Source organism: Streptomyces sp. NPDC051218, assembly GCF_044455475.1.
Classification (GTDB): domain Bacteria; phylum Actinomycetota; class Actinomycetes; order Streptomycetales; family Streptomycetaceae; genus Streptomyces.
The window spans coordinates 1-22,570 of the sequence record NZ_JBITEU010000006.1; the positions used below are offsets into that span (position 1 = coordinate 1).

16 protein-coding genes are annotated in these 22,570 nt (G+C 70.4%); 8 read left to right on the plus strand and 8 right to left on the minus strand.

Going from position 1 to position 22,570, the window contains the following annotated elements:
• Positions 1-514 precede the first annotated feature (514 nt).
• The gene (locus ACIBCK_RS18725; protein ID WP_399391552.1) at positions 515-964 is read left to right on the plus strand and encodes a PTS glucose transporter subunit IIA; all 450 of its coding nucleotides are present in this window, start codon (positions 515-517) and stop codon (positions 962-964) included.
• Positions 965-1,040: 76 nt separating this feature from the next.
• Entirely contained in the window at positions 1,041-2,711 is a 1,671-nt protein-coding gene (gene ptsP / locus ACIBCK_RS18730; protein WP_399391554.1) for a phosphoenolpyruvate--protein phosphotransferase, read from the plus strand.
• 58 nt (positions 2,712-2,769) lie between these two features.
• Here ptsP and ACIBCK_RS18735 read toward each other — a convergent pair whose 3' ends face one another.
• Positions 2,770-3,660, minus strand: a complete 891-nt coding sequence (locus ACIBCK_RS18735) for a hypothetical protein (RefSeq protein ID WP_399391556.1) — start codon at positions 3,658-3,660, stop codon at positions 2,770-2,772.
• Between the two features lie 75 nt (positions 3,661-3,735).
• The gene (locus ACIBCK_RS18740; protein WP_399391558.1) at positions 3,736-5,718 is read right to left on the minus strand and encodes an acetoacetate--CoA ligase; all 1,983 of its coding nucleotides are present in this window, start codon (positions 5,716-5,718) and stop codon (positions 3,736-3,738) included.
• A 214-nt stretch (positions 5,719-5,932) separates the two neighbouring features.
• Between ACIBCK_RS18740 and ACIBCK_RS18745 the strand changes: the two genes are divergently transcribed.
• On the plus strand, positions 5,933-8,299 hold the full coding sequence (locus ACIBCK_RS18745; protein ID WP_399391560.1) for a glycoside hydrolase family 31 protein: 2,367 nt from the start codon (positions 5,933-5,935) through the stop codon (positions 8,297-8,299).
• Here ACIBCK_RS18745 and ACIBCK_RS18750 read toward each other — a convergent pair.
• On the minus strand, positions 8,290-8,823 hold the full coding sequence (locus tag ACIBCK_RS18750; protein WP_399391561.1) for an NUDIX domain-containing protein: 534 nt from the start codon (positions 8,821-8,823) through the stop codon (positions 8,290-8,292). The genes ACIBCK_RS18745 and ACIBCK_RS18750 overlap by 10 nt on opposite strands.
• Before the next feature lie 85 nt (positions 8,824-8,908).
• Here ACIBCK_RS18750 and ACIBCK_RS18755 point away from each other — a divergent pair, with 85 nt between their 5' ends.
• The 5 genes from ACIBCK_RS18755 to glpK all read left to right on the plus strand — a co-directional run bounded on the left by ACIBCK_RS18755 (position 8,909) and on the right by glpK (position 14,142).
• Positions 8,909-9,715: a M15 family metallopeptidase gene (locus ACIBCK_RS18755; RefSeq protein ID WP_399391563.1), complete on the plus strand. Its 807-nt coding sequence runs from the start codon at positions 8,909-8,911 to the stop codon at positions 9,713-9,715.
• 81 nt (positions 9,716-9,796) lie between these two features.
• The gene (locus tag ACIBCK_RS18760; protein WP_399391564.1) at positions 9,797-10,261 is read left to right on the plus strand and encodes a Zn-ribbon domain-containing OB-fold protein; all 465 of its coding nucleotides are present in this window, start codon (positions 9,797-9,799) and stop codon (positions 10,259-10,261) included.
• Entirely contained in the window at positions 10,258-11,448 is a 1,191-nt protein-coding gene (locus ACIBCK_RS18765; protein WP_399391566.1) for a lipid-transfer protein, read from the plus strand. The genes ACIBCK_RS18760 and ACIBCK_RS18765 overlap by 4 nt, the downstream gene beginning before the upstream one ends.
• Before the next feature lie 403 nt (positions 11,449-11,851).
• Positions 11,852-12,607, plus strand: a complete 756-nt coding sequence (locus tag ACIBCK_RS18770) for an MIP/aquaporin family protein (protein WP_399391567.1) — start codon at positions 11,852-11,854, stop codon at positions 12,605-12,607.
• A gap of 14 nt (positions 12,608-12,621) precedes the next feature.
• Positions 12,622-14,142, plus strand: a complete 1,521-nt coding sequence (gene glpK, locus ACIBCK_RS18775) for a glycerol kinase GlpK (RefSeq protein WP_399391568.1) — start codon at positions 12,622-12,624, stop codon at positions 14,140-14,142.
• A gap of 83 nt (positions 14,143-14,225) precedes the next feature.
• On the opposite strand, the gene ACIBCK_RS18780 is transcribed toward glpK, so the two are convergent.
• From ACIBCK_RS18780 to ACIBCK_RS18800, 5 genes are read right to left on the minus strand one after another with little or no spacing between them, the layout of a single operon-like run.
• Complete coding sequence (locus ACIBCK_RS18780; RefSeq protein WP_399391570.1) at positions 14,226-14,831, minus strand: GTP-binding protein; 606 nt, start codon at positions 14,829-14,831, stop codon at positions 14,226-14,228.
• Positions 14,812-18,495 (minus strand): hydantoinase B/oxoprolinase family protein, encoded by a 3,684-nt coding sequence (locus ACIBCK_RS18785; protein WP_399391572.1) that lies wholly within the window; start codon positions 18,493-18,495, stop codon positions 14,812-14,814. The genes ACIBCK_RS18780 and ACIBCK_RS18785 overlap by 20 nt, the downstream gene beginning before the upstream one ends.
• 25 nt (positions 18,496-18,520) lie before the next feature.
• Positions 18,521-18,925, minus strand: a complete 405-nt coding sequence (locus tag ACIBCK_RS18790) for a DUF742 domain-containing protein (protein WP_399391574.1) — start codon at positions 18,923-18,925, stop codon at positions 18,521-18,523.
• Between the two features lie 9 nt (positions 18,926-18,934).
• The gene (locus tag ACIBCK_RS18795; RefSeq protein ID WP_399391576.1) at positions 18,935-19,375 is read right to left on the minus strand and encodes a roadblock/LC7 domain-containing protein; all 441 of its coding nucleotides are present in this window, start codon (positions 19,373-19,375) and stop codon (positions 18,935-18,937) included.
• A complete protein-coding gene (locus ACIBCK_RS18800) occupies positions 19,372-22,380 on the minus strand; it encodes a nitrate- and nitrite sensing domain-containing protein (RefSeq protein ID WP_399391578.1) in 3,009 nt (1,002 codons plus the stop codon). Before ACIBCK_RS18800 ends, ACIBCK_RS18795 begins: the two co-directional genes overlap by 4 nt.
• Between the last annotated feature and the right edge of the window lie 190 nt (positions 22,381-22,570).

The window sequence follows — 22,570 nt, forward strand, 5'->3', positions numbered from 1 at the left end:
GTTGAGTTCTCAAGGAACGGACGCTTCCTTTGTACTCACCCTCTCGGGCTTTCCTCCGGGCGCTTCCCTTCGGTGTTTCATTTTGTCTTGCTGTCCTGCGTTTCCGACTCTATCAGACTCTTTCGTGTCCGATTTCCTCGGCGCCTTTCCGGTTCCCGCTCCCGCCTTTCGGCTTTCGCGTTTCCCTTTCCGGCGAGTCCAAACTCTATCAGGCCTTTCTCGACTCCCTGACCACTCATCTGCGAGCACGCAGAAGCGGACCCAGGGATTAGGATCTGACTTGATAGATGCCGCCGAGTCCGGACGCTTGACCGCGTCGCTCGCCTCAGGCAGGACTACGACTGTACATCGGCTGTTGGGGCAGGCGCAAATCGTTTGTGCAGTGCCTCTACTCAGTCATCCGGGACCTCTCGCGCGGAACCGGGACTTTTTATGACTTACCCTTCTGAACAGTGCGTCGTCCAGGACAGGTAGTGACGGCGGCTACGTATCTCCACCCCCTGGGAGGCTTGCCATGACCAGCGTGACGTCCCCGCTTGCCGGACGCGCCATCGGGCTGTCTGCAGTACCGGACCCCGTTTTCTCCGGCGCGATGGTCGGGCCCGGCACGGCCATCGACCCCGCGCGTGAGCCCTCCGTGGCTGTCGCCCCCGTCGACGGCATCGTCGTCTCGCTTCATCCCCATGCCTTCGTCGTCGTGGACGACCAGGGTCACGGCGTCCTTACCCACTTGGGTATCGACACCGTCCAGCTCAACGGCGAGGGCTTCGAGCTGCTCGTGAACAAGGGTGACACCGTGCAGCGCGGTCAGTCCATCGTGCGCTGGGACCCCGCGGCCGTCGAGGCAGCGGGCAAGTCCCCGGTCTGCCCGATCGTGGCCCTGGAGGCCACTGCCGAGTCCCTCTCCGGCCTCGTGGAGGATGGCGACGTAAAGGCTGGGGACGCTCTCTTCAGCTGGAAGTGACGTCATCGCCGTCCCTGACGGCCGGCACGACATACACCGCGGCGGCTGGGCCCGTCGCTCTATCGGAGACGGTGAAATGGAGACAACGCTGCGAGGCGTCGGCGTGAGCCACGGAGTGGCGATCGGCGAGGTTCGGCACATGGGGACGGCGGTGCTTGAGCCGCCTGCCAAGCAGATTCCCGCGGAGGAGGCCGAGCGCGAACAGGGGCGTGCTCGCCAGGCTGTGGAAGCTGTCGCCGCCGACCTGAATGCGCGTGGTCATCTGGCGGGTGGCGAGGCACAGCATGTGCTCGAGGCGCAGGCCATGATCGCCCAGGACCCCGAGCTCATGGCCGATGTCGACCGGCGCGTCACCGTCGGCAGCTCGGCGGAGCGCGCCGTCTACGACGCGTTCTCCCACTACCGCGAGCTGCTCGCGGGCGCCGGCGAGTACATGGCCGGTCGTGTCGCCGACCTCGATGACGTGCGGAATCGAATCGTCGCCCGTCTGCTGGGCGTTCCGATGCCCGGTGTTCCGGACAGCGACGAGCCCTACATCCTCATCGCGCGCGACCTCGCGCCTGCGGACACGGCGTTGCTCGACCCCACGCTGGTGCTCGGCTTCGTGACCGAGGAAGGCGGGCCGACCAGCCACAGCGCGATTCTCGCGCGGGCGCTCGGTGTGCCGGCGATCGTCGCTCTGCCGGGTGCGGGTGAGCTGGCCGAGGGCACGGTGGTCGCCGTGGACGGCAGCACCGGTGAGATCTTCGTCGAGCCGAGTGCGGAGAAGAGGAGCCAGCTGGAGGCCTCGGCCGCCGAGCGCAGGGCCGCGCTCGCCGCGTCGACCGGCCCCGGTGCGACCTCCGACGGGCACAAGGTGCCGCTGCTGGCCAACGTCGGCGGTCCCGCCGATGTGCCGGCCGCCGTGGAGGCGGGGGCCGAGGGTGTCGGTCTCTTCCGCACCGAGTTCCTCTTCCTCGACGACAGCACCAAGGCGCCGTCGGAGGAGAAGCAGGTCGAGGCGTACCGCAAGGTGCTCGAGGCCTTCCCCGAGGGCCGTGTCGTCGTGCGTGTGCTCGACGCCGGTGCCGACAAGCCGCTCGACTTCCTGACGCCCGGCGATGAGCCGAACCCGGCGCTGGGTGTGCGCGGGCTGCGGTCGCTGCTCGAGCACCCCGATGTGCTGCGTACGCAGCTGACGGCGCTGGCCAAGGCCGTCGAGGGGCTGCCGGTCTACCTCGAGGTCATGGCGCCGATGGTCGCCGACCGTATCGACGCCAAGGCGTTCGCCGACGCGTGCCGCGAGGCGGGACTGCAGGCCAAGTTCGGTGCCATGGTGGAGATTCCGTCGGCCGCTCTGCGGGCGCGCTCGATTCTCCAGGAGGTCGAGTTCCTGTCGCTCGGCACCAACGACCTCGCGCAGTACGCCTTCGCGGCCGACCGTCAGGTGGGCGCTGTGTCCCGGCTCCAGGACCCGTGGCAGCCCGCGCTGCTCGACCTGGTCGCGCTGTCCGCCGAGGCGGCAAGGGCCGAGGGCAAGAGCTGTGGTGTGTGTGGCGAGGCGGCGTCCGACCCGCTGCTCGCGTGTGTGCTGACCGGTCTCGGTGTCACCTCCTTGTCGATGGGTGCGGCGTCCATTCCTTACGTGCGAGCGACGCTGGGCAAGTACACGCTCGCTCAGTGCGAGCGTGCGGCGTCCGCCGCGCGTGCCGCGGACAGCGCCGAGGAAGCCCGGAAGGCCGCGCAGGCGGTTCTGTCCGGCGAGTAGCCGGAACCAGGTGTGTGAGGGGCGCTCCATCCCGTGCGGGTGGGGCGCCCCTCGGCGTTCAGTGGCGGTGGCCCCCTCCGGGATGGTCGTCGCCGACGATCGGTGCGGCGCAATAGTCGACGCCCGATTCAGGGGCGACGAGGTCTCCTGACACCGCGTCGGTGCAGTAGGCGTCGAAGACCTCGGCGGCGGTGAGGGGCAGCAGTCGCTCGCCGTGCAGGCGCCAGCCCTGGACGCGGTCGTGTTTCCCGTCCGCGGTGGTGCGCATCACCACGCCCGCGGCGCTGTGCGTGGCGATCCCGACCGCGAGGACCGTGGTGAACTCCAGGGCTTCGGTCTCGTCGAGTTCGGCGTTGCCCTCGGTGTCCTGTGCCGCGTGCAGTGCGGCGAGGAGCGTCTCCTGGGCGGCGGGCACGCTGCAGACGAGGTGCCGGGTGCCGGGACTCGATGTGTCGAGCAGCTGGACGAGCAGGTCCGAGGCGCGGTTGAAGGCGGCTCGGCCGATGTCGTCGCCGCAGACCGCACAGGAGCCCAGGCGGGCCAGGAGCATCGTGGCGTACTCCCAGGTGGCCCGGCGGACCGCCTCGTCGACGAGGTCGGGGAGGAGTTCGGCGAGGGGCTGGCCGTCGTACGGCACGGTGGGGCCGGTGGTGGCGAGTTCGGCGGTGAAGCGGGTGCGGCTGGCCGGGGCGTCGGGGTCGAGGCCGGTCTCGGCGCAGTATTCCGCGTACTCCTCGGGGTCGAAGAGGGCGATGGCCGTGTGGCCGCCGTCGGACGCGAGTGACCTGAGGAGGCCTTCGGCCTGCCGGAGGTAGGTCGTGTGGTCGTCGAAGGTGAAGGTGCGGTAGCGGCGCATCGCCGCGAAGTCGTCCTCGTCGGCCAACAGGCCGATGGTGCCGGCGACTTCGCGGCGTAGTGCGCGTCGCATGGTCGTGTGCGTGCGAGCCATGATTCCCCCTGCGGTACGTCGATCAATGCTCACTCAGAGTAATGGGGAGCACTGACAACGGCCGCGGGCCGGGAGTCAGGAGCGTTTGCGGGCCAGTTCCTCGTAGAAGCGCAGGAGGTCGAGGTTGTCCACCGAGCCGGGGTTGACCGCCTTGTCCAGGGCTGTGCCTTGGAGCAGGCGTTTGACCGGGACCTCGATGCGCTTGCCGGTGAGGGTGTGCGGGATGGCCGGGACCTCGATGACCTCGTCCGGGACGTGGCGCGGGGAGAGCTGGGCGCGGATCGTCTGCTTGATGCGGTCGCGCAGGCCGTCGTCGAGGGTGGCGCCGGGGGCGAGGTGGATGAACAGGGGCATCCAGTAGCCGCCGTCGGGCTGTTCGACGCCGATGACGAGGGATTCGCGGATCTCGGGGAGGCGTTCGACGGCTTCGTAGATGTCGGCCGATCCCATGCGGACGCCCTGGCGGTTGAGCGTGGAGTCGGAGCGGCCGTGGATGACGACCGAGCCGCGCGAGGTCACGGTGATCCAGTCGCCGTGGCGCCAGACGCCGGGATAGGTATCGAAGTAGCTGTCGTGGTAGCGGCTGCCGTCCGGGTCGTTCCAGAAGCGGATCGGCATGGAGGGCATCGGGTTGGTGACCACGAGTTCGCCGACCTCGTCGATGAGGGGCTTGCCCTGGGGGTCCCAGGCCTGCAGGTCGGTGCCGAGGCTGGGGGCCTGGAGCTCGCCGATGTGGACGGGCAGGGTGGGTACGGCTCCGGCGAAGCAGGAGCAGACGTCCGTGCCGCCGCTGACCGAGGCCATCCACAGGCCGCCGGGGGTCTGATCGAACTCGTCGTGCAGCCAGCGGAATCCATCGGGCGGGAGCGGTGAGCCTGTGGTGGCCACGCATTTGACGGTGGAGAGGTCGAAGTCGCGGGCCGGGTGTACGTCTGCTTTGCGGCACGCCATGACGTACGCCGCCGATGTGCCGAAGAGGGTGGCCTTCGTGCGTTCGGCAATGCGCCACTGGGCGCCGGTGTCGGGATAGCCGGGGCTGCCGTCGTAGAGGACGATCGTGGTGCCGGTGAGGAGGCCGGAGACGAGGAAGTTCCACATCATCCAGCCGGTGGACGTGTACCAGAAGAAGCGGTCCTCGGGGCCCAGGTCGCAGTGCAGGCCCAGCTGCTTGAGGTGTTCGACGAGGATGCCGCCCTGGGACTGGACGATGGCCTTGGGCAGGCCCGTCGTGCCGGACGAGTAGAGCACCCACAGGGGGTGGTCGAACGGGACCGGCTCGAAGACGGGTGCCGTGTCCGATGCGGTGAGGTCGGCCCATTCCAGGGCGCCTACGGGGGCTTCGGTGCCGAGCAGCGGGATGTGGACGACGGCGCGCAGGGTGGGCAGTTCGCGGCGCAGCTCGGCGACGGCGTCGCGGCGGTCGTGCTCCTTGCCCCCGTAGCGGTAGCCGTCCACGGTGAACAGGACGACCGGTTCGACCTGCTGGAAGCGGTCGAGGACGCTGCGTGCGCCGAAGTCCGGGGCGCATGAGGTCCAGACGGCACCGACGGCCGCGGTCGCCAGGAGGGCGACGACGGCCTGCGGGATGTTGGGGACGTATCCGCTGACGCGGTCCCCGGGGCGCACGCCCAGGGTGCGCAGCTCCGCCGCGAGGGAGCCCACCTGGCGGCGGAGCTCGCCCCAGGTCACGGCGGCGGGCTCATGGGTCTCGTCAACGTGGAGGAGAGCCGGGTCGCTCGTGCGCGCGGGGTCCTCGGCGGCACGCAGGGCGTGTTCGGCGTAGTTGAGCGTGGCCCCGGGGAACCACTCGGCGCCCGGCAGGGAGCGGTCGCCGAGTACGCGCGCGTAGGGCGTCGAGAACCGCACGTCGAACCAGTCGGTCACCGCTTTCCAGAACGTGTCCAGCTCGTCCACGGACCAGCGGTGCAGGGCGGCATAGCCGCCGGCGGCGGGTGCTCCGTGGCGTTCGGCCGCCCATGCCTGGAACCGCGTGATCTGCGCGGCGGCGATCCGTTCCTGGTCGGGCTGCCAGAGCGGTGAGGGGTTCGCTGAGGACATGGGTCGGCTCCCGGGCTCTACGCGTCGTATGCGTGTGTGGTGCGCGCGTGCTGGTCGTGCGCGCGACACGGCTGACAGGGACGATGCCACGTGATCGATTTCGACACCAGGGTGTGCCTCACACAGTCGGCGTGGCGCATATGTGCCCTCACCCCAGGTGAACGGCAGTTGAACGATGCCCATGCGCGGCTTTTTCGGTGGCAGGGTGAGCAGCATGAACGGTCGTGACCTGGTGCGTTCGATGAAGGCGGTCAGCTTGGTCGGTACGGCGCAGGGGTTGCGTGCGGTGCGGTCCTCTTGGCGCAGGCGGCGGGTGGACGCGGCGGGGCTCGCTCCCCGGGGTGTCGAGCGCGCGCGGGTGCCCGGTCCGGTGACGGGGGTGGAGCCGGGGCCCGGGGGTGGTGTGGTGCGGTTCGCCCGTTCCGAGTTGCGGGTGCGGGTCACGACGGGCGGGGCCGTCTTCTGGGGCTGGGACGGTGCGGAGCCCGATCCTTCGTACGCGCTCGTCAGCGGGAGTCCGGAGGCCGACCCGCGGGCCGTTCTGGAGCCGGACAAGGAGGGCGGCTGGCGGGTGGTGTCGGAGCGGGCGACGGTGGTCGTCTCGCGGCTCGGCACTGTGGAGCTGCGGACGCCGGGCGGTCTGATGCTGCGCCGTGATCTGCCGCCCCGCTGGTGGGAGACGGAGGACGGGGCCGTGCGCTGGCTGCAGCGCTCGCAAGTGGCGGCGGACGCACGGTTCTTCGGACTTGGGGGACGCGCTCGGGGGCCGCGGCTGCGGAACGGCACGTACCGCCTGTGGAACACCGATCCCGGGCGTTCGTTCGGGCCTGGCGACGGCCCCTTGTACATCACCATGCCCGTACAGCTCGTTGTGGCCGATATCGGCTGTCATCTGGTGTTCCACGACAACACGTGGGACGGCACCGTGGCGTTGCGCGAGGGCGCGGAGGGCGCCGGGTCGGGGCACGACAGGGCGGGTTCGTCCGAGGTGCGCATGGACGGTGGGCCGCTGCGGTGCTGGGTGATGGTGGGCACCCCCGCGCGCGTGCTGCACACCTGGGCCTCGCTCACCGGGCAGCCCGCGCTGCCGCCCGCGTGGGCGCTCGGGCACCATCACGCGCGGTGGGGCTTCGGCAGTGAGTGGGAGGTGCGGCGCATCGCAGCCGGGTACCGGGAGCGGGGGCTGCCGCTGGACGCCGTTCATCTGGACATCGATCACTACGAAGCACACCAGGTGTTCACCGTCGACAAGGAGACCTATCCCCATTTGCCGCAGCTGGCCGACGACTTGCTCAGGGACGGTGTGCGCCTGGTGTCGATCGTCGATCCGGCGGTGAAGGCGGAGGCGGGCAACGAGGTCTACGACAGCGGCCGGGCGACGGACGCTTTCGTGCGGGACGCCGCGGGGCGGACGGTGCACGGGGTCGTCTGGCCGGGGCAGGCGGTGTATCCGGACTTCACAAGCGCTCGGGTGCGGGCCTGGTGGGGTGGCCTCTACAAGGAACGGCTCGCCCAGGGGTTCGCGGGTTTCTGGCACGACATGAACGAGCCGGTGTCCTTCGCCGCGTTCGGGGAGCCGACACTGCCCCGCTCGGCCCGGCACGCCCTGGAGGGCCGCGGCGGTGACCATCGCGAGGCGCACAACGTGTACGGCCTCGGGATGACGCGTGCCGGGTACGAGGGCCTTGCCGAACTGCACCCCCAGGAGCGGCCGTTCCTGTTCTCGCGCTCCGGGTGGGCGGGTATGCAGCGCTACGGAGGCACGTGGTCGGGGGATGTGGCCACGGGGTGGCCGGGACTGCGGGCGTCGCTTTCGCTGGTCCTGGGTCTGGGGTTGTGCGGCGTGCCGTACTCGGGTCCTGATGTGGGCGGGTTCGACGGCAGTCCGTCGCCCGAGCTGTATCTGCGGTGGTTCCAGCTCGGGTCGTGTCTGCCGCTGTTCCGTACGCATGCCGCGCTGCGGGCCGGGCGCAGGGAGCCCTGGGAGTTCGGGCCCGAAGTCCTGGAGCACGCGCGCGTGGCGCTCGTCGAGCGCCGCCGGTTGCTGCCGTACTTCGTGACGCTCGCGCATCTGGCACGGCGTACGGGAGCGCCGTATGTGCGGCCGCTGTGGTGGGGCAGTCCGGAGGACCGGGAGTTGCGTGACTGCGAGGACGCGTTTCTGCTCGGGGACTGTCTGTTGGTGGCGCCGGTGTTGGAGCCGGGAGCTGTCCGCCGTACGGTTCGGTTGCCGGCGGGCCGTTGGTACGACACGGTGACCGGCCAGATGTATGAGGGGCCTGCCCGGGTGCTTCTGGAGGCTCCGTTGTCGCGGATCCCGGTGCTCGCGCGGGCCGGTGCGGTGCTTCCGGTGCGGGGCGCCGACGGTGGGCTCGAGCTGGAGGTGTGGGCGCCGGCCCCGGGGCGTACGGGAGGCGGCCTGGTGGTGCGGGACGCGGGTGACGGGTGGGAGCAGCCGGAGATCGAGCGGTTCGCCGCGCGGTGGGTCGGCAAGCGGGTTGTGGTCGAGCGGGAGGGCGGGGACGCGGGCGAGGCCGGGCTGCGGGTGACGGTGCGGGGAGGCGTGGGCCCTCAGACGTAGCGCCCTTCGAACCAGGCGCGCGCGGCCAAGGTGTGCAGCGGGAAGGCTAGTTCGGCGGGGCGGTACAGCAGGTGCCAGCCTTCGGTCTCGCCCGTGGGGGCGGGGTCCGGCAGCTCGGCCACCGGGCGTTCGGGCAGGAGACCGAGGAGCAGCAGGTAGCCGTCGGGTGCACTGAGCGCGTCGGCGAGGCGGACGTCCCGGCTCGCCGCGCTGATGCCGGTCTCCTCCGCCAGCTCGCGGACGACGGCGTCACGCCAGTCCTCCCGGTCGTCGATGAATCCTCCGGGCAGGGCCACTGCCCCGCGCGCGGGGGCGATGGTGCGGGTCACGACGACAAGGGCGGTGCCCTTGGTGTCGTACACGGGTTGCAGTGCCACCGCCACGGGCAGCGGATTGCGGTAGGCCACCGTGCCGCAGGCGGGGCAGGTGCGGGGCCAGGCGGAAAGGTGGTCCCCGTAGGGCGTCCCGCAGCTCGAACAGTGGGAGCCCGGTACGGGTTCGGCGTGGTGCTGGGTGGCGGACACGCCGCGGACTGTATCCGATCACTGTCCGGTCGCTCCGGGGGGCGGTCTTTCCCTCCGGGACCGGATGCTGATAGATGCAGGGTTCATGACAGGACTCACCGCCGCGGTGCGGAATCTCGCCGTCACCGCCACCGCTCTCGCCGCCGTGGCCGCCGCTCCCTCGACCGCTCACGCCAAGCCCGAACCCAAGGCTCCCGATGGGTTCGTGGCGTTGCGCGACGTCGACCCGACGATCATCCAGGAGATGCGTTACCTCACGCCGCACAACTTCGTGGGTGAGCCCATCGACGGCTACAAGAAGCCGATGTGCATCCTCACGGAGCCCGCGGCGAAGGCCCTGCACAAGGCCCAGCGCACGCTGCTGCGCAAGGGCTACTCCCTGAAGGTGTACGACTGTTACCGGCCGCAGCGGGCGGTCGACCAGTTCGTGCGCTGGGCCGAGGACCTCGGCGATGTGCGCATGAAGGCGGAGTTCTATCCCCATGTCGACAAGTCGCGGTTGTTCGAGGACGGTTACATCGCGGCGAAGTCCGGGCACAGCCGGGGCTCGACACTCGATCTGACGGTGGTGAAGCTGCCCGCACTGCCGACGCGTCCGTACATCCCCGGGGAGCCCCTCACGCCCTGCTTCGGGCCCAAGGGTGAGCGTTTCCCCGACAACTCCGTGGACATGGGGACGGGGTTCGACTGCTTCGACACCCTCTCGCACACGGACGATCCCCGGATCACCGGCAAGCAGCGCGCCAACCGTGATCTGTTGCGGGGCGCGCTCACCAAGGTCGGGTTCGTCAACCTGCCCGAGGAGTGGTGGCACTTCACGTACAAGCCCGAGCTCTTCCCTGACACGTACTTCGACTTCCCCGTGGCACGCCGCTCGCTGCAGGGGAAGTAGCGGGTGCCGGGCTACTGACGGGATCCGGTTGCCCGTGGCACACTTCTGACGTTCCGTCAGATCCAGTGTCGTGGAGGAGCCTTGCCGCATACGCGTACTCCCGTAGTGACCGGATGGTTCGCCGGGGAGGGAGACAAGTTCCGTCTTCTGGGCACGCGCTGCTCGGCCTGCGCGTGTGTCTTCTTCCCCCGCGAGGACGGCTTCTGCCGCAATCCCGGCTGCGCGGGCGGTGACCTCGACGAGGTGCCGCTTTCCCCGCGGGGACGCGTGTGGTCGTACACGGACAGCCGTTATCGCCCTCCCGCGCCCTATGTGTCGGATCCGGAACTTCCGTGGGAGCCCTACGCGTTGATCGCTGTGGAGCTGGAGGCAGAGCGGATGGTGGTGCTCGGCCAGTCGGTCCCGGGGGTCACCGTCGCCGATCTGGAGGTCGGCATGGAGGTGGAGGTCGTCCCCGGGGTGCTCGACGGGGCCGGCGAGGGTGGCGGGGACGAGGAAGAAGCAGCGACGACGTGGTACTGGCGGCCGGTGGGGGTGGGCGCATGACCAGCGAGGTAGCGGTGCTCGGTGCAGGTATGCATCCCTGGGGCAAGTGGGGCCGCAGCTTCATCGAGTACGGCACGGCGGCGGCCCGCGCGGCGCTCGCCGACGCCGGGGTGGACTGGCGCGACGTGGGTTCGATCGTCGGCGCCGACACGGTGCGCGGCGGCTATCCGGGGTACGTGGCCGGGGCGACCTTCGCGAAGGCGCTCGGCTGGCAGGGCGCGCGGGTCGCGAGCGTGTACGCGGCGTGCGCGTCCGGGGCCCAGGCGATCAATACGGCGCGTACGCAGATCCTGGCGGGCCTCGCCGACGTCGTCCTGGTGGTCGGGGCCGACGCGGCGCCCAAGGGGTTCTTCCGGCCGGCCGGAGGGGAGCGGAACGACGACCCGGACTGGCTGCGGTTCCGGCTCCTCGGCGCCACCAACCCCACGTACTTCGGCCTGTACGCGCGCCGCAGGATGGCGGTGCACGGCGACACTCTGGAGGACTTCGCCCAGGTCAAGGTGAAGAACGCGGCGGCGGGTGCGCTCAATCCGAACGCGCGCTACCGCAAGACCGTCAGCGCCGAAGAGGTGGCCGCGTCGGCCGTCGTCGCCGACCCCTTGCGGCTGCTCGACATCTGCGCGACCTCCGACGGAGCGGCGGCGCTCGTGCTCTCCAGCATGGAGTTCGCGCGGCGGCACGGCACGGCGGACCCGGTGCGGATCAGAGCGGTGTCCACGGTGACACCCACCTACCCGACCACCGTCCTGGACCTGCCGGACATCGCGACGGACTCCGCGGCCGCCGTGGCGCCGGCCGACGGGACCTTCCGCGCCTCCATCGCGCACGCGGCGTACGAAGAAGCGGGCATCGGGCCCGACGAGCTCTCCTTGGCGGAGGTCTACGACCTCTCCACCGCGCTCGAACTGCAGTGGTACGAGGATCTCGGGCTCTGCGGCGAGGGCGAGGGGGCCAAGCTGCTGCGAGAGGGGGCGACCGCTCCGGGCGGGCGCATACCGGTCAACCCCAGCGGGGGACTCGCCTCCTTCGGAGAGGCCGTACCGGCCCAGGCCATCGCCCAAGTATGCGAGCTCACCTGGCAGTTGCGGGGCACGGCGGGAGCGCGTCAGGTCACGGGGGCGCGTGCGGGGATCACCGCGAACCAAGGGCTCTTCGGGCACGGCTCCTCGGTCGTCGCGGTGCGCTGAGCGCTTTCACCGGCTCTCCCCCGCTCGTCGCGGTGGAAGACCACGGCCGCCTCGCGGGGGCTCGCGAGGGAAGGGCACACGCCGGTTAACCGTTGCCGTCCGCGACCTTGACGCTCCATCACCACCGGTGAACACTTCCGGTGTCAGTCGGCATCGCCGCACTTCGGCTCCGCGCCATTCAGGGCCCCTGTACGCGCGAAGGTCTGCACGAACGGCCTGTTCAGCGGGTCATCCCCCTCTGGGCGATGCGACTGCGACGGCACGCTCGCCATGGAAGCCGGGCGGGGCGCGGGACACCCCTGCCTTCGGCTGAAGTCACCGGGCACGGCCAGGCAGTAGTCGTGGAACGCACCCAGCACGGAGTACCGGGGCCACCGCCCCGGGCGAGGCCCTAGGAGCCGCCATGTACTCGAATGGGGACATCTTCGTCGGTGAGATCATCGGCACCGCGATCCTGATTCTCTTCGGCGCCGGCGTGTGCGCCGCCGTCACCTTGAACCACTCGAAGGCGAAAGCCTCCGGATGGGTCGTCATCGCCTTCGGATGGGGCTTCGGCGTGCTCGCCGGCGCGTACACCGCGGGTCCGCTCTCCGGCGGTCACCTCAACCCCGCGGTCACACTCGGCATCGCCATCGACACCGGGGAGTGGGGCAAGGTCTGGATCTATCTGCTCGGGCAGATGGTCGGCGCGATGCTCGGCGCCGTCCTGGCGTATCTCGTGTACTACGCGCAGTTCAACGCCAACGTCTCCCGGAACGTGAAGGACAAGCTGACCAGCGCGCACGAGCCGACGCCGACGCTCGGCGTCTTCTCGACCATCCCGGAGATCCGCAACACGGCCGCCAACCTCGTCACGGAGATCATCGCGACCATCGCCCTGGTGCTGCCCATCCTCGCCTTCGGGCTCACCGAGGGGCTCGGCGAGTCCGGAACGCAGACGCTGATCGTGGCGTTCCTGGTCGTCGGCATCGGCCTCTCGCTCGGCGGGCCCACCGGCTACGCCATCAACCCGGCCCGCGACCTGGGCCCGCGCATCGTGCACACGTTCCTGCCGATCCCGAACAAGGGCACGTCCGACTGGAGTTACGCCTGGATCCCCGTGGCCGGGCCGCTGATCGGCGGGGCGCTCGCAGGTCTCATCTACAACGTAGCCTTCTGACGCTAGGGGTAGCCATGCCGGACAACTCCGAGAAGTTCGTCGCCGCCATCGACCAGGGCACCACCTCCAGCCGCTGCATCATCTTCAATCACGCGGGCGAGATCGTCGCCGTCGACCAGCGTGAACACCGCCAGATCTTTCCGAAGCCGGGGTGGGTCGAGCACGACGCCACCGAGATCTGGTCCAAGGTGCAGGCCGTGGTCGCGGGAGCGATCGCCAAGGCCGGGCTCCGTGCCGACCAGCTCAGCGCCCTCGGCATCACCAACCAGCGTGAGACGACGGTCCTGTGGGACCGCGCCACGGGCAAACCCGTGCACAACGCGATCGTCTGGCAGGACACCCGGACGTCGGCCCTCTGCAACGAACTGGGCGGCGCGGACGGCCAGGACAGGTTCCGGGAGCAGACCGGGCTGCCGCTCGCGAGCTACTTCTCCGGGCCCAAGGCCGCCTGGCTGCTCGACAACGTACCGGGGCTCAGGGCGCGCGCCGAGCGCGGCGAGATCGCGTTCGGAACCATCGACTCCTGGCTCATCTGGAACCTCACCGGCGGTACCGAAGGCGGCGTGCACGTCACGGACGTCACCAACGCCGGGCGCACCATGCTGATGAACCTGGCCACCCTCCAGTGGGACCAGTCGATCCTGGCCGCGATGAACGTCCCCGAGGCGGTCCTGCCGGAGATCAGGTCGTCGGCCGAGGTCTACGGCACAGCCGTCGGGCAGCTCGCCGGAGTGCCGGTCGCCTCCGCTCTCGGCGACCAGCAGGCGGCCATCTTCGGGCAGGCCTGTTACGACACGGGGACGGCCAAGAACACGTACGGGACCGGAAGTTTCCTGTTGCTCAACACCGGTAACCGGCCCGTCGCCTCCAAGAACGGGCTGCTCACCACCATGGGCTACAAGATCGGCTCCGAGGCGCCCGTCTACTGCCTCGAAGGGGCGATCGCGATCACCGGCGCCCTTGTGCAGTGGTTCCGCGACCAGCTCGGCATCATCCGCAGCGCCGACGAGATCGAGACCCTGGCCGCGAGCGTGGAGGACAACGGCGGCGCGTACATCGTCCCCGCGTTCTCCGGTCTCTTCGCGCCCTACTGGCGCTCCGACGCGCGGGGTGTCGTCACCGGCCTCACTCGTTACGTGACCAAGGCGCATCTGGCGCGCGCCGTCCTGGAGGCGACCAGCTGGCAGACCCGCGAGGTCGTCGACGCCATGTACCAGGACTCCGGGGTGCAGCTGCGGACCCTGAAGGTGGACGGCGGCATGACCAAGAACAATCTGCTGATGCAGCATCAGGCGGACGTTCTCGGGGTGCCGGTGATCCGGCCGAAGGTCTCCGAGACGACGTGTCTGGGTGCCGCGTACGCCGCCGGTCTCGCGACCGGCGTGTGGAACGACCTCGACGAGCTGAAGGCGCACTGGCAGCAGGACGTCGAGTGGACGCCGGTGATGGACTCGGAGGCGCGTGAGCGCGAGTACCACAACTGGCACAAGGCGGTGGAGCGGAGCTTCGGCTGGCACGAGGACGGCGCGGGCTGAGCCGGGAGTCGCGCCGAGGATGACCGCGGCCCGTACCCCGGTCGGCGGGGGTACGGGCCGTGACCGTGCACGCGGTCAAGCCCTCACGTGGTCGCGGGCTCCCTGGCCGCGGCCGCGGCTTCCATCGCGTGCTGGACGACTCCGATCAGTACTTCCTTGACGGACTGCCGCTCGCGCGCGTCGCACATCAGCACCGGAACCCCGGGGTCGAGGTCGAGCGCCTGGCGCACGGCGTCGGCGGGGTAACGCGACGCGCCCTCGAAGCAGTTGACGCCGACGACGAAGGGTATGGAGCGGCGCTCGAAGTAGTCGACGGCCGCGAAGCAGTCCTCCAGACGCCGGGTGTCGGCGAGGACCACGGCGCCCAGGGCCCCGGTGGCCAGCTCGTCCCAGAGGAACCAGAAGCGGTCCTGGCCCGGGGTGCCGAAGACGTACAGGACCAGGTCGTCGCGGAGCGTGATGCGCCCGAAGTCCATGGCGACGGTGGTGGTGTGCTTGCCCGAGACGCCGCTGGTGTCATCCACCGGCCGGCCGGCCTCGCTGAGCAACTCCTCGGTGCGCAGCGGTTTGATCTCGCTGACGGCGCCCACGAGGGTCGTCTTGCCCACGCCGAAGCCGCCGGCCACCAGGATCTTCAGCGTCACCGGCTCGACGGGGGCCTTGCCGCGCTCAGAACGCTTGAAGATCATCGCTCGCTTCTCCTGGATGAGTGGTGTCTCGTGCACCAGAGGTGACAGGGGGGTCAGTGGGGTCAGTGGTGTCGCGCGGGGCCGGGCCGTATCCGCCGCCGCCCGGGGTTTCGATCACGAGTACGTCGCCGGGGCCCACGTCCGCGAAGTCGCTGCCGTCCAGCACCTGGACACCGCCGTCGGCGCGCTCCACGCGGCCTTTGCCGAGCGCTCCGGGGCTGCCGCCCGCCATGCCGTACGGCGCCACTGTGCGGTGCTGCGAGAGCGTGGAGACCGTCATCGGCTCGCGGAAGCGGATGCGGCGCACCGCACCGTCCCCGCCGCGCCACGTGCCGGCGCCGCCGCTGCCCCCGCGCACCGCGAACTCCTCGAGGAGCACGGGCAGGCGCCATTCGAGGACTTCGGGGTCGGTGAGCCGGGAGTTGGTCATGTGGGTCTGGACGACGGGCGCCCCGTCGAAGCCGTCGCCCGCCCCGGAGCCCGAGGCCACCGTCTCGTAGTACTGATGGCGGTCGTTCCCGAAGGTGACGTTGTTCATCGTCCCGGAGCCCTCTGCCTGGACGCCCAGGGCCCCGTAGAGGGCTCCGGTGATCGACTGCGAGGTCTCGACGTTCCCGGCGACGACGGCCGCGGGCGGCTCGGGCGCGAGCAAGGAGCCGGACGGCACGATGATGTGCAGGGGCCGCAGACAGCCGTCGTTGAGCGGGATGTCCTCGGCCACCAGGGTGCGGAAGACGTACAGGACGGCGGCATTGACCACCGCGAAGGGTGCGTTGAAGTTCGTGGCCAGCTGGGGGGACGTACCGGTGAAGTCGATGGTCGCCGAGCGGGACTCGCGGTCGACCGAGACACGGACCCTGATGACGGCCCCCGAGTCGGTCGGATAGGCGAACTCGCCCTCTTCCAGAGCGTCGATGACCCGGCGTACCGCTTCTTCGGCGTTGTCCTGCACGTGGCGCATGTACGCCTGGACGACGTCGAGCCCGAAGTTCTCGATCATGCGGGCGACTTCGTCGACGCCCTTCTGGTTGGCGGCGATCTGGGCGCGCAGGTCGGCGAGGTTGGTCGCCGGGTTGCGGGAGGGGTAGGGGGCGTCGGTGAGCAGGCCCAGGGTCTCGTCCTCGCGGAAGCGACCACCCTCCACGAGCAGCCAGTTGTCGAAGAGGATGCCCTCCTCCTCGATCGTGCGGCTGTTCGCCGGCATGGAGCCGGGTGCGATGCCGCCGATCTCCGCGTGGTGCCCGCGCGACGCCACGTAGAACAGGACCCGCTCCCCCGGGGTGTCGAAGACCGGTGTGATGACGGTGACGTCCGGGAGGTGGGTCCCTCCGTGGTAGGGGTCGTTGACCGCGTAGGTGTCCCCGGGCCGCATGCCGCCGCCCCTGCGCTGGATGACCTCTTTCACGCTGGTGCCCATCGAACCCAGGTGCACCGGGATGTGCGGGGCGTTGGCGACGAGGTTGCCGTCCGGGTCGAAGAGGGCGCAGGAGAAGTCGAGACGCTCCTTGATGTTGACCGACTGGGCGGTGGACTCCAGGCGGGCGCCCATTTGTTCGGCGATCGACATGAAGAGGTTGTTGAAGACTTCGAGGAGGACCGGATCGGCCTCGGTGCTCGCGGCGGAACCCTCGGGCGCCGCCACACGTTCCATGACCAGGTGCCCCTCGGGTGTCATGGCGGCCTGCCAGCCGTCGTCCACGACCGTCGTGGCGCCGGCTTCGGTGATGATCGCGGGTCCCTCGACGCTCTCGCCGGGCGGCAGCTCGTCGCGGCGGTGCAGGAGTACGTCGCGCCAGGTGCCGCCCGTGTGCAGGCTGACGGTCTCCGGAGTGCCGCGGCGCGTGTCACCGGTGAGCGCGGAGAGGTCGGGCTGCTCGGTGAGACCGGTGGCCTCCACGGAGAGCGCCTCGACGACGAGGGGGCGCTCCAGGGTGAAGGAGTAGGTGGTGCGGTGGAGTTCCTCGAAGACGCGGGTCATGCTGTCCGGCTCCGTGAGTTCCACGGTGAGTGTGGTGTCGGTGCCGTCGTAGCGCAGCTGGGCGCGGCGTGTGATGCGGATGCGGTCCTCGGGCACGTCCTCGGCGAGGAGTTCGGCGCGGGCGGCCTCCTCCAGGTCGTCGGCGGTCTTCAGGACGCGGGGCATCGCGGACGGTTCGAGGCGGGCCTCCACGGACTGCTCGCGCATCGCCGTGGTGTCGGCCAGGCCGATGCCGAGCGCGGAGAGCACTCCCGCCATGGGCGGTACGAGGACGGTGCGGATGCCGAGCGAGTCGGCGACCATGCAGGCGTGCTGGCCGCCCGCACCGCCGAACGTCGTGAGCGCGTAGCGGGTGACGTCGTGGCCCTTCTGGACCGAGATGCGCTTGACGGCGGCCGCGATGTTGGCGACCGCGATCTGCAGATAGCCCTCGGCGACCTGCTCCGGAGTGCGGTCGTCGCCGGTGCGCTCCCTGATGTCGTGGGCCAGCTCGGTGAAACGGTCGCGGACGAGTGTCTCGTCGAGCGGCTGATCACCGTCAGGTCCGAACACCGGGGGGAAATGGGCGGGTTGGATGCGCCCGAGCGCGACGTTGGCGTCGGTGACGGTGAGCGGGCCGCCGCCTCGGTAGCTCGCCGGGCCCGGAGCGGCGCCCGCCGAATCGGGACCCACGCGGTAGCGGCTGCCGTCGAAGTGCAGGACGGAGCCGCCGCCCGCCGCGACGGTGTGGATGTCGAGCATCGGCGCGCGCAGCCGTACGCCCGCGATCTGCGTGGTGAAGACCCGCTCGTACTCGCCCGCGTAGTGCGACACGTCCGTGGACGTGCCGCCCATGTCGAAGCCGATCACGCGGTCGAAGCCCGCACGCTGCGACATGCGGGCCATGCCGACGATGCCGCCAGCGGGTCCGGAGAGGATCGCGTCCTTGCCGCGGAACTGGCCCGCTTCGGTGAGGCCGCCGTTCGACTGCATGAACATCAGCCGCACGCCGCTGAGCTCGTCGGCGACATGTTGGACGTAGCGGTGCAGGACGGGCGACAGATACGCGTCGACGACCGACGTGTCGCCGCGCGGGACCAGCTTCATCAGCGGGCTGACCTCGCTGGAGAGTGAGACCTGCGGAAAGCCGGTACGTACGGCCAGTTCGGCAATCTCCTGCTCGTGGGCGGGGTGCAGATGGCTGTGCATGCAGACCACCGCGACGGCCCGGATGCCGTCTTCGTAGGCCGCGCGCAGCGGCCCGGCGAGCTGCTCCAGGTCGGGCGCCCGCAGGACCTCGCCCTCGGCGGTGACCCGTTCGTCGGCCTCGATGACCCGGTCGTACAACAGCTCGGGCAGGACGATCTCGCGGGCGAAGATGTGGGGGCGGTTCTGGTAGGCGATGCGCAGGGCGTCGCCGAAGCCGCGGGTGATCACCAGGGCGGTCGGCTCGCCCTTGCGCTCCAGGAGGGCGTTGGTGGCGACGGTGGTGCCCATCCGGACGACGTCGATGGGGATGTCCGCCGTGTCGTCGGGGGCGCCGGGGGCGGCGTTCAGGAGTTCACGGATGCCCGCGACGGCCGCGTCGGCATAGCGGGACGGGTTGTCCGACAGGAGTTTGTGCGTGAGCAGACTCCCGTCGGGACGCCGGGCGACGATGTCCGTGAAGGTGCCGCCCCTGTCGACCCAGAACTGCCAGCCAGTCACGTCTCACTCCCCGCTTCCGCGCTGTTCAGAGCGCCCGGAGGCCGTTGATCACGTCGCGCAGAATACTCTCGTCCGGCAGTTCCGCAGGGGGTACGGGACGTGTCACGTGCACCAGTTCGTCGTCGACGAGATCGCCGATGAGTACGCGGATCACGCCGATGGGAAGGTCCAGTTCGGCCGCCAGTTCGGCGACCGACTGGGGGCTGTCACGGCAGAGCCCGACGATGTCCACGTGCTCCGGAGACAGCGTCCTGTCCGCCTCCGGGTCGCCGGCACGGGCCTCCGCGATGACGACCGCGATCAGATCGAGGCGGTGCTGGGCCGGGCTGCTGGTCCGGCCGCGCGTCATCGCGTACGGCCGCACCACGGGCCCGGCGTCGTCGTCGAACCAGCGAGGCGTCCCCTGTATCCCTGTGCCGTCTTCGCTCATACCCTCCCGCTACCCTCCCGTGGGCAGGTCGGTGCGCGGCGCCGTACCCAGATGCACACCCACCCTCTTGACCAGCAGCGTCATCTCGTACGCCACCAGACCTACGTCGGAGTCCGCGTCCGCGAGGACGGCGAGGCAGCTGCCGTCGCCCGCGGCCGTGACGAACAGGAACGCGTCATCGAGCTCGACCACCGTCTGGCGGACCCTGCCCGCCTCGAAGTGGCGTCCCACGCCCTTGGCGAGGCTGTGGAAGCCGGAGGCGACAGCGGCGAGGTGCTCGCTGTCCTCCCTGGTCAGGTCCTGCGATACGCCGGTGGGCAGGCCGTCGCCGGAGAGCACGAGCGCCTTGCGGATGCTCGCGACCCGCTGCACCAGGTCGTCGAGGAGCCAGTTCAGCTCCCTCGTTGCCCCGGTGTTGGCGATGCGTGCGTCGGCCTTCGGTGCGGTCATCGACCGTCCCCCTCAGATGTCGTTCCTGGTGCTGTGCCGTCATGGGCGTCTTCGCCCGCGGCGTTCTCTTCACGACCACGCTGCCAGCCACGCTGGAGCGAAGCCATCCGGCTGCGTACCTCGTCGGCGTCGCGCTCCTCCGGCCTGGTCGCGGCCGGGGCCGCGTCGCGTTCGGTGCGCTGGTCCGGTCCGTCCTTCAACTGCGGGGCGAGATTGGCCTGGCGGACGCGCCGGGGCAGCCCGCCGGGTGCGGTGGTGGGCGCGGGCGCCTGGGACTCCGTACGCGCGGTCTCCGTGCGCGGGGACTCCGTGCGCGGGGATTCCGTGCGCCGGGACTCCGTGCGTCGGCTGCGGCGTGGGAGGTCCGGCGGGGTGGCGGCCGCGGTGACGTCGCGGTGCGGCGGGGAGAGGTCGGGCCAGGCGGACTGCGGCTCGGGGCGGCGCGGCAGGTCGATGGGCTCGGCCGCGGGACGGCCGCTGTCGCGGTCGCGGTCCACGGCGCCGCCCTGGGGGCGCCCCACGGGGGCCTCACGGCGCTCGGGGCGCTCGGGGCGGTCCGGTGCCGCTTCGTCGTCCTCAGCGGCGCCACGGGGCCTGTTGTGCGTCACGGGGCGGCCGTGGGAGGAGACCAGCTTCGGGGTCCTGCGGCGGGGCAGCTGCACGGGGTCTGCGGGGGCCGGGTCGTCGTCGTGGGCGCCGAAGCCGCTTCCGTTGCCGTTTCCGTTGCCGTTTCCGTTGCCGTTCCCGCTGCCCCGCGAGGGAAGGGCGTCCGGGTGGGTGGGCTCGCGCTCGCCCGTCTCCCGCTCGTCGCGCGCCTGTTGGTGCTGTTCGTCCCCCTGGACCCCGGCCATGCGGCGGCGCGGGCGGAAGAGTCCGCCGCGCTCGCTGTCGGCGTCGTCGAGGTCGCCGAGCGCGCCGGGGAAGGGGTCGAGGCCGGCCATGCCGACCGGCGCCTCCAGCTCGACGGGACCGTCGAGGACGGACGCGGGCAGACCCGGCAGCTGTACGGGCACCTGACCGAGCGCGGCCTGCTTGTCGCCGGCGGCGTCGCGGCCCACGGCCTCCTTGGGCTGCGGCCGGTCGAGACGGAACCCGATGCCGTTCGTGTCCGGTACGTCGTCCGTGAGCAGCGTCTCCGGGATGAACACCACGGCGGTGGTCCCGCCGTACGGAGAGGGCTGCAAGGAAACGCGTACGCGCTGGCGCTGGGCGAGGCGGCTCACTACGAAGAGGCCGAGGCGGTCGGTGTCGGAGAGCTCGAACTCCGGTGTTTCCGCGAGGCGGAGGTTGGCGTCGAGGAGCGCGTCGGCGGCCATGCCGAGGCCCCGGTCGTGGATCTCCAGGGTGAAGCCGTTGGCGACGTGCTCCCCGAGGACCTGCACCGCGGTGTGCGGGGGCGAGAACACCGTGGCGTTCTCCAGGAGTTCGGCCATCAGGTGGGTGAGGTCGGCGACCGCGGGCCCGGTGACGGCGATGCGCGGCAGACGGCGCACCTCGATGCGTTCGTAGTCCTCGACCTCGGCGACGGCAGCGCGCACGACGTCCATGAGCTGGACGGGCTTGCGCCACTGACGGGACGGGGCGGCGCCAGAGAGGATCACGAGGCCCTCGGCGTGCCGTCGCATGCGCGTGGTGAGGTGGTCGAGGCGGAAGAGGTCGGCGAGTTCGTCCGTGTCCTCGGTCCTGCGCTCCATGGTGTCGAGCAGGGTGAGCTGCTTGTGCAGGAGCACCTGGCTGCGCCGGGCGAGGTTGACGAAGACCTCGGAGACGCCGCGGCGCAGGTCGGCCTGTTTGACGGTGGCCTCGACGGCGGCGCGCTGCAGGGTGTTGAGGGCCTGGCCGACCTGGCCGACCTCGTCCTTCTCGTACGTCAGGCGCGGTGCCTCGGTCTCCACGTCGACCTGTTCGCCCGCCGCCAGGCGGCGCAGCACGCCGGGCAGCCGGACGCCGGAGGCCTCATGGGCCTCCAGGCGCAGTCGGCGCAGGTCACGGATAAGGCTGCTGCCGATGCGTACGGACATGAAGACCGAGAACAGGAGCGCGAGCAGACCGAACACGCCCGCGACGACGACCCGCACGATCACGCCGACCGCCACCGGCTCGACGCGCTCCTGGAAGCGGTCGCCCGCCGCCTTGTCACGCTCGGCGAGATCCTTGAGCGCCTTGCCCGAAGCGGCGTCCCAGCGCGCCGACGTGACGGCGCGCGGGGTCCCGGGCGAGGATTCGATGACGGCCTTCTCGGCCGACCTGAGCTCCGTCGTCTCGGCGCCGTTCCAGTACCGCTCGTACCCGGCGCGCTCGTCCTCCGGCAGCTGCGCGAGGTTGACCTCGTACAGCAGCGTGCGCTGGGCTCTGAGGTCGGAGATCTCCCGGATCTCGGCCTTGGTGAGCCGGCGCGCGACCAGAGCGGAACCGAGCAACGCGTCCTCGCGAGAGAGCAGTTCACGCGCGCGGGTGACGCCGACGAGCGCCCGGCCCTGCTGGTCCATCTTCACGTCGTCGAGGCCGTGCAGGGACATCAGGAAGCCGTAGCAGGGGTCGATCAGCTTCGTGTACATCTTCAGCGCGCCCGCGCGGGTGATCGTGCCTTCCTCGACCGTGCGGCGCAGCGACTCGATGCCGTCGAGGGAGTCGAGGAGCGAGGCGAGCCGGTCGGCCGAGGGTCCGGTGACCTCGTCCCGCACGTCCGGATGCTCAGCGTTCTCCACGACCTTGGTGACCGTCTTGTCGGTGGCCGTCTGGCTGCGGCGCAGCGCGGCGAGCGCGTCGGAGGCGCGGGGGTCGGCGAGGTAGACGAGGGTCTGGCGACGTTCCTGCTGGACGACCCGGGCGGTGTCCTCGATCGGGTAGCCGATCTTCTCGACGACATTGGCGACGTCGACGAGGTCCTTGGCCGACTGGCCGGTGAGGTAGGTGGCGAAACCCCACATCGCGGTCAGGGAAATGAGCGGCACCAGCAGCAATGCCACGATCTTCCGGCGGATGGACTTCCCGCGAAAGCGCATGGCCTCCCCCAGATCGACCCCCTGCGGCCGCGCTATGGCCAGGGGCACACATGTGCGTCAACAAACGGCGTGAGCCTACTACTGACACAGGAGTAACTCGAAGGCACGTCCGGACGGATTTCAGCCGTGACGCAAAAGGGACGTCACCAGTTGTCCCTCCAATTCAGGAGATTGCATCCCGCGTGTGGCA

Coding starts and splice junctions, on each gene's coding strand:
- ACIBCK_RS18725 (WP_399391552.1), top strand. CDS start 515: ATGACCAGCGTGACGTCCCCGCTTGCCGGACGCGCCATCGGGCTGTCT.
- ptsP (WP_399391554.1), top strand. CDS start 1,041: ATGGAGACAACGCTGCGAGGCGTCGGCGTGAGCCACGGAGTGGCGATC.
- ACIBCK_RS18735 (WP_399391556.1), bottom strand. CDS start 3,660: ATGGCTCGCACGCACACGACCATGCGACGCGCACTACGCCGCGAAGTC.
- ACIBCK_RS18740 (WP_399391558.1), bottom strand. CDS start 5,718: ATGTCCTCAGCGAACCCCTCACCGCTCTGGCAGCCCGACCAGGAACGG.
- ACIBCK_RS18745 (WP_399391560.1), top strand. CDS start 5,933: ATGAACGGTCGTGACCTGGTGCGTTCGATGAAGGCGGTCAGCTTGGTC.
- ACIBCK_RS18755 (WP_399391563.1), top strand. CDS start 8,909: ATGACAGGACTCACCGCCGCGGTGCGGAATCTCGCCGTCACCGCCACC.
- ACIBCK_RS18765 (WP_399391566.1), top strand. CDS start 10,258: ATGACCAGCGAGGTAGCGGTGCTCGGTGCAGGTATGCATCCCTGGGGC.
- ACIBCK_RS18770 (WP_399391567.1), top strand. CDS start 11,852: ATGTACTCGAATGGGGACATCTTCGTCGGTGAGATCATCGGCACCGCG.
- glpK (WP_399391568.1), top strand. CDS start 12,622: ATGCCGGACAACTCCGAGAAGTTCGTCGCCGCCATCGACCAGGGCACC.
- ACIBCK_RS18780 (WP_399391570.1), bottom strand. CDS start 14,831: ATGATCTTCAAGCGTTCTGAGCGCGGCAAGGCCCCCGTCGAGCCGGTG.
- ACIBCK_RS18790 (WP_399391574.1), bottom strand. CDS start 18,925: ATGAGCGAAGACGGCACAGGGATACAGGGGACGCCTCGCTGGTTCGAC.
- ACIBCK_RS18795 (WP_399391576.1), bottom strand. CDS start 19,375: ATGACCGCACCGAAGGCCGACGCACGCATCGCCAACACCGGGGCAACG.
- ACIBCK_RS18800 (WP_399391578.1), bottom strand. CDS start 22,380: ATGCGCTTTCGCGGGAAGTCCATCCGCCGGAAGATCGTGGCATTGCTG.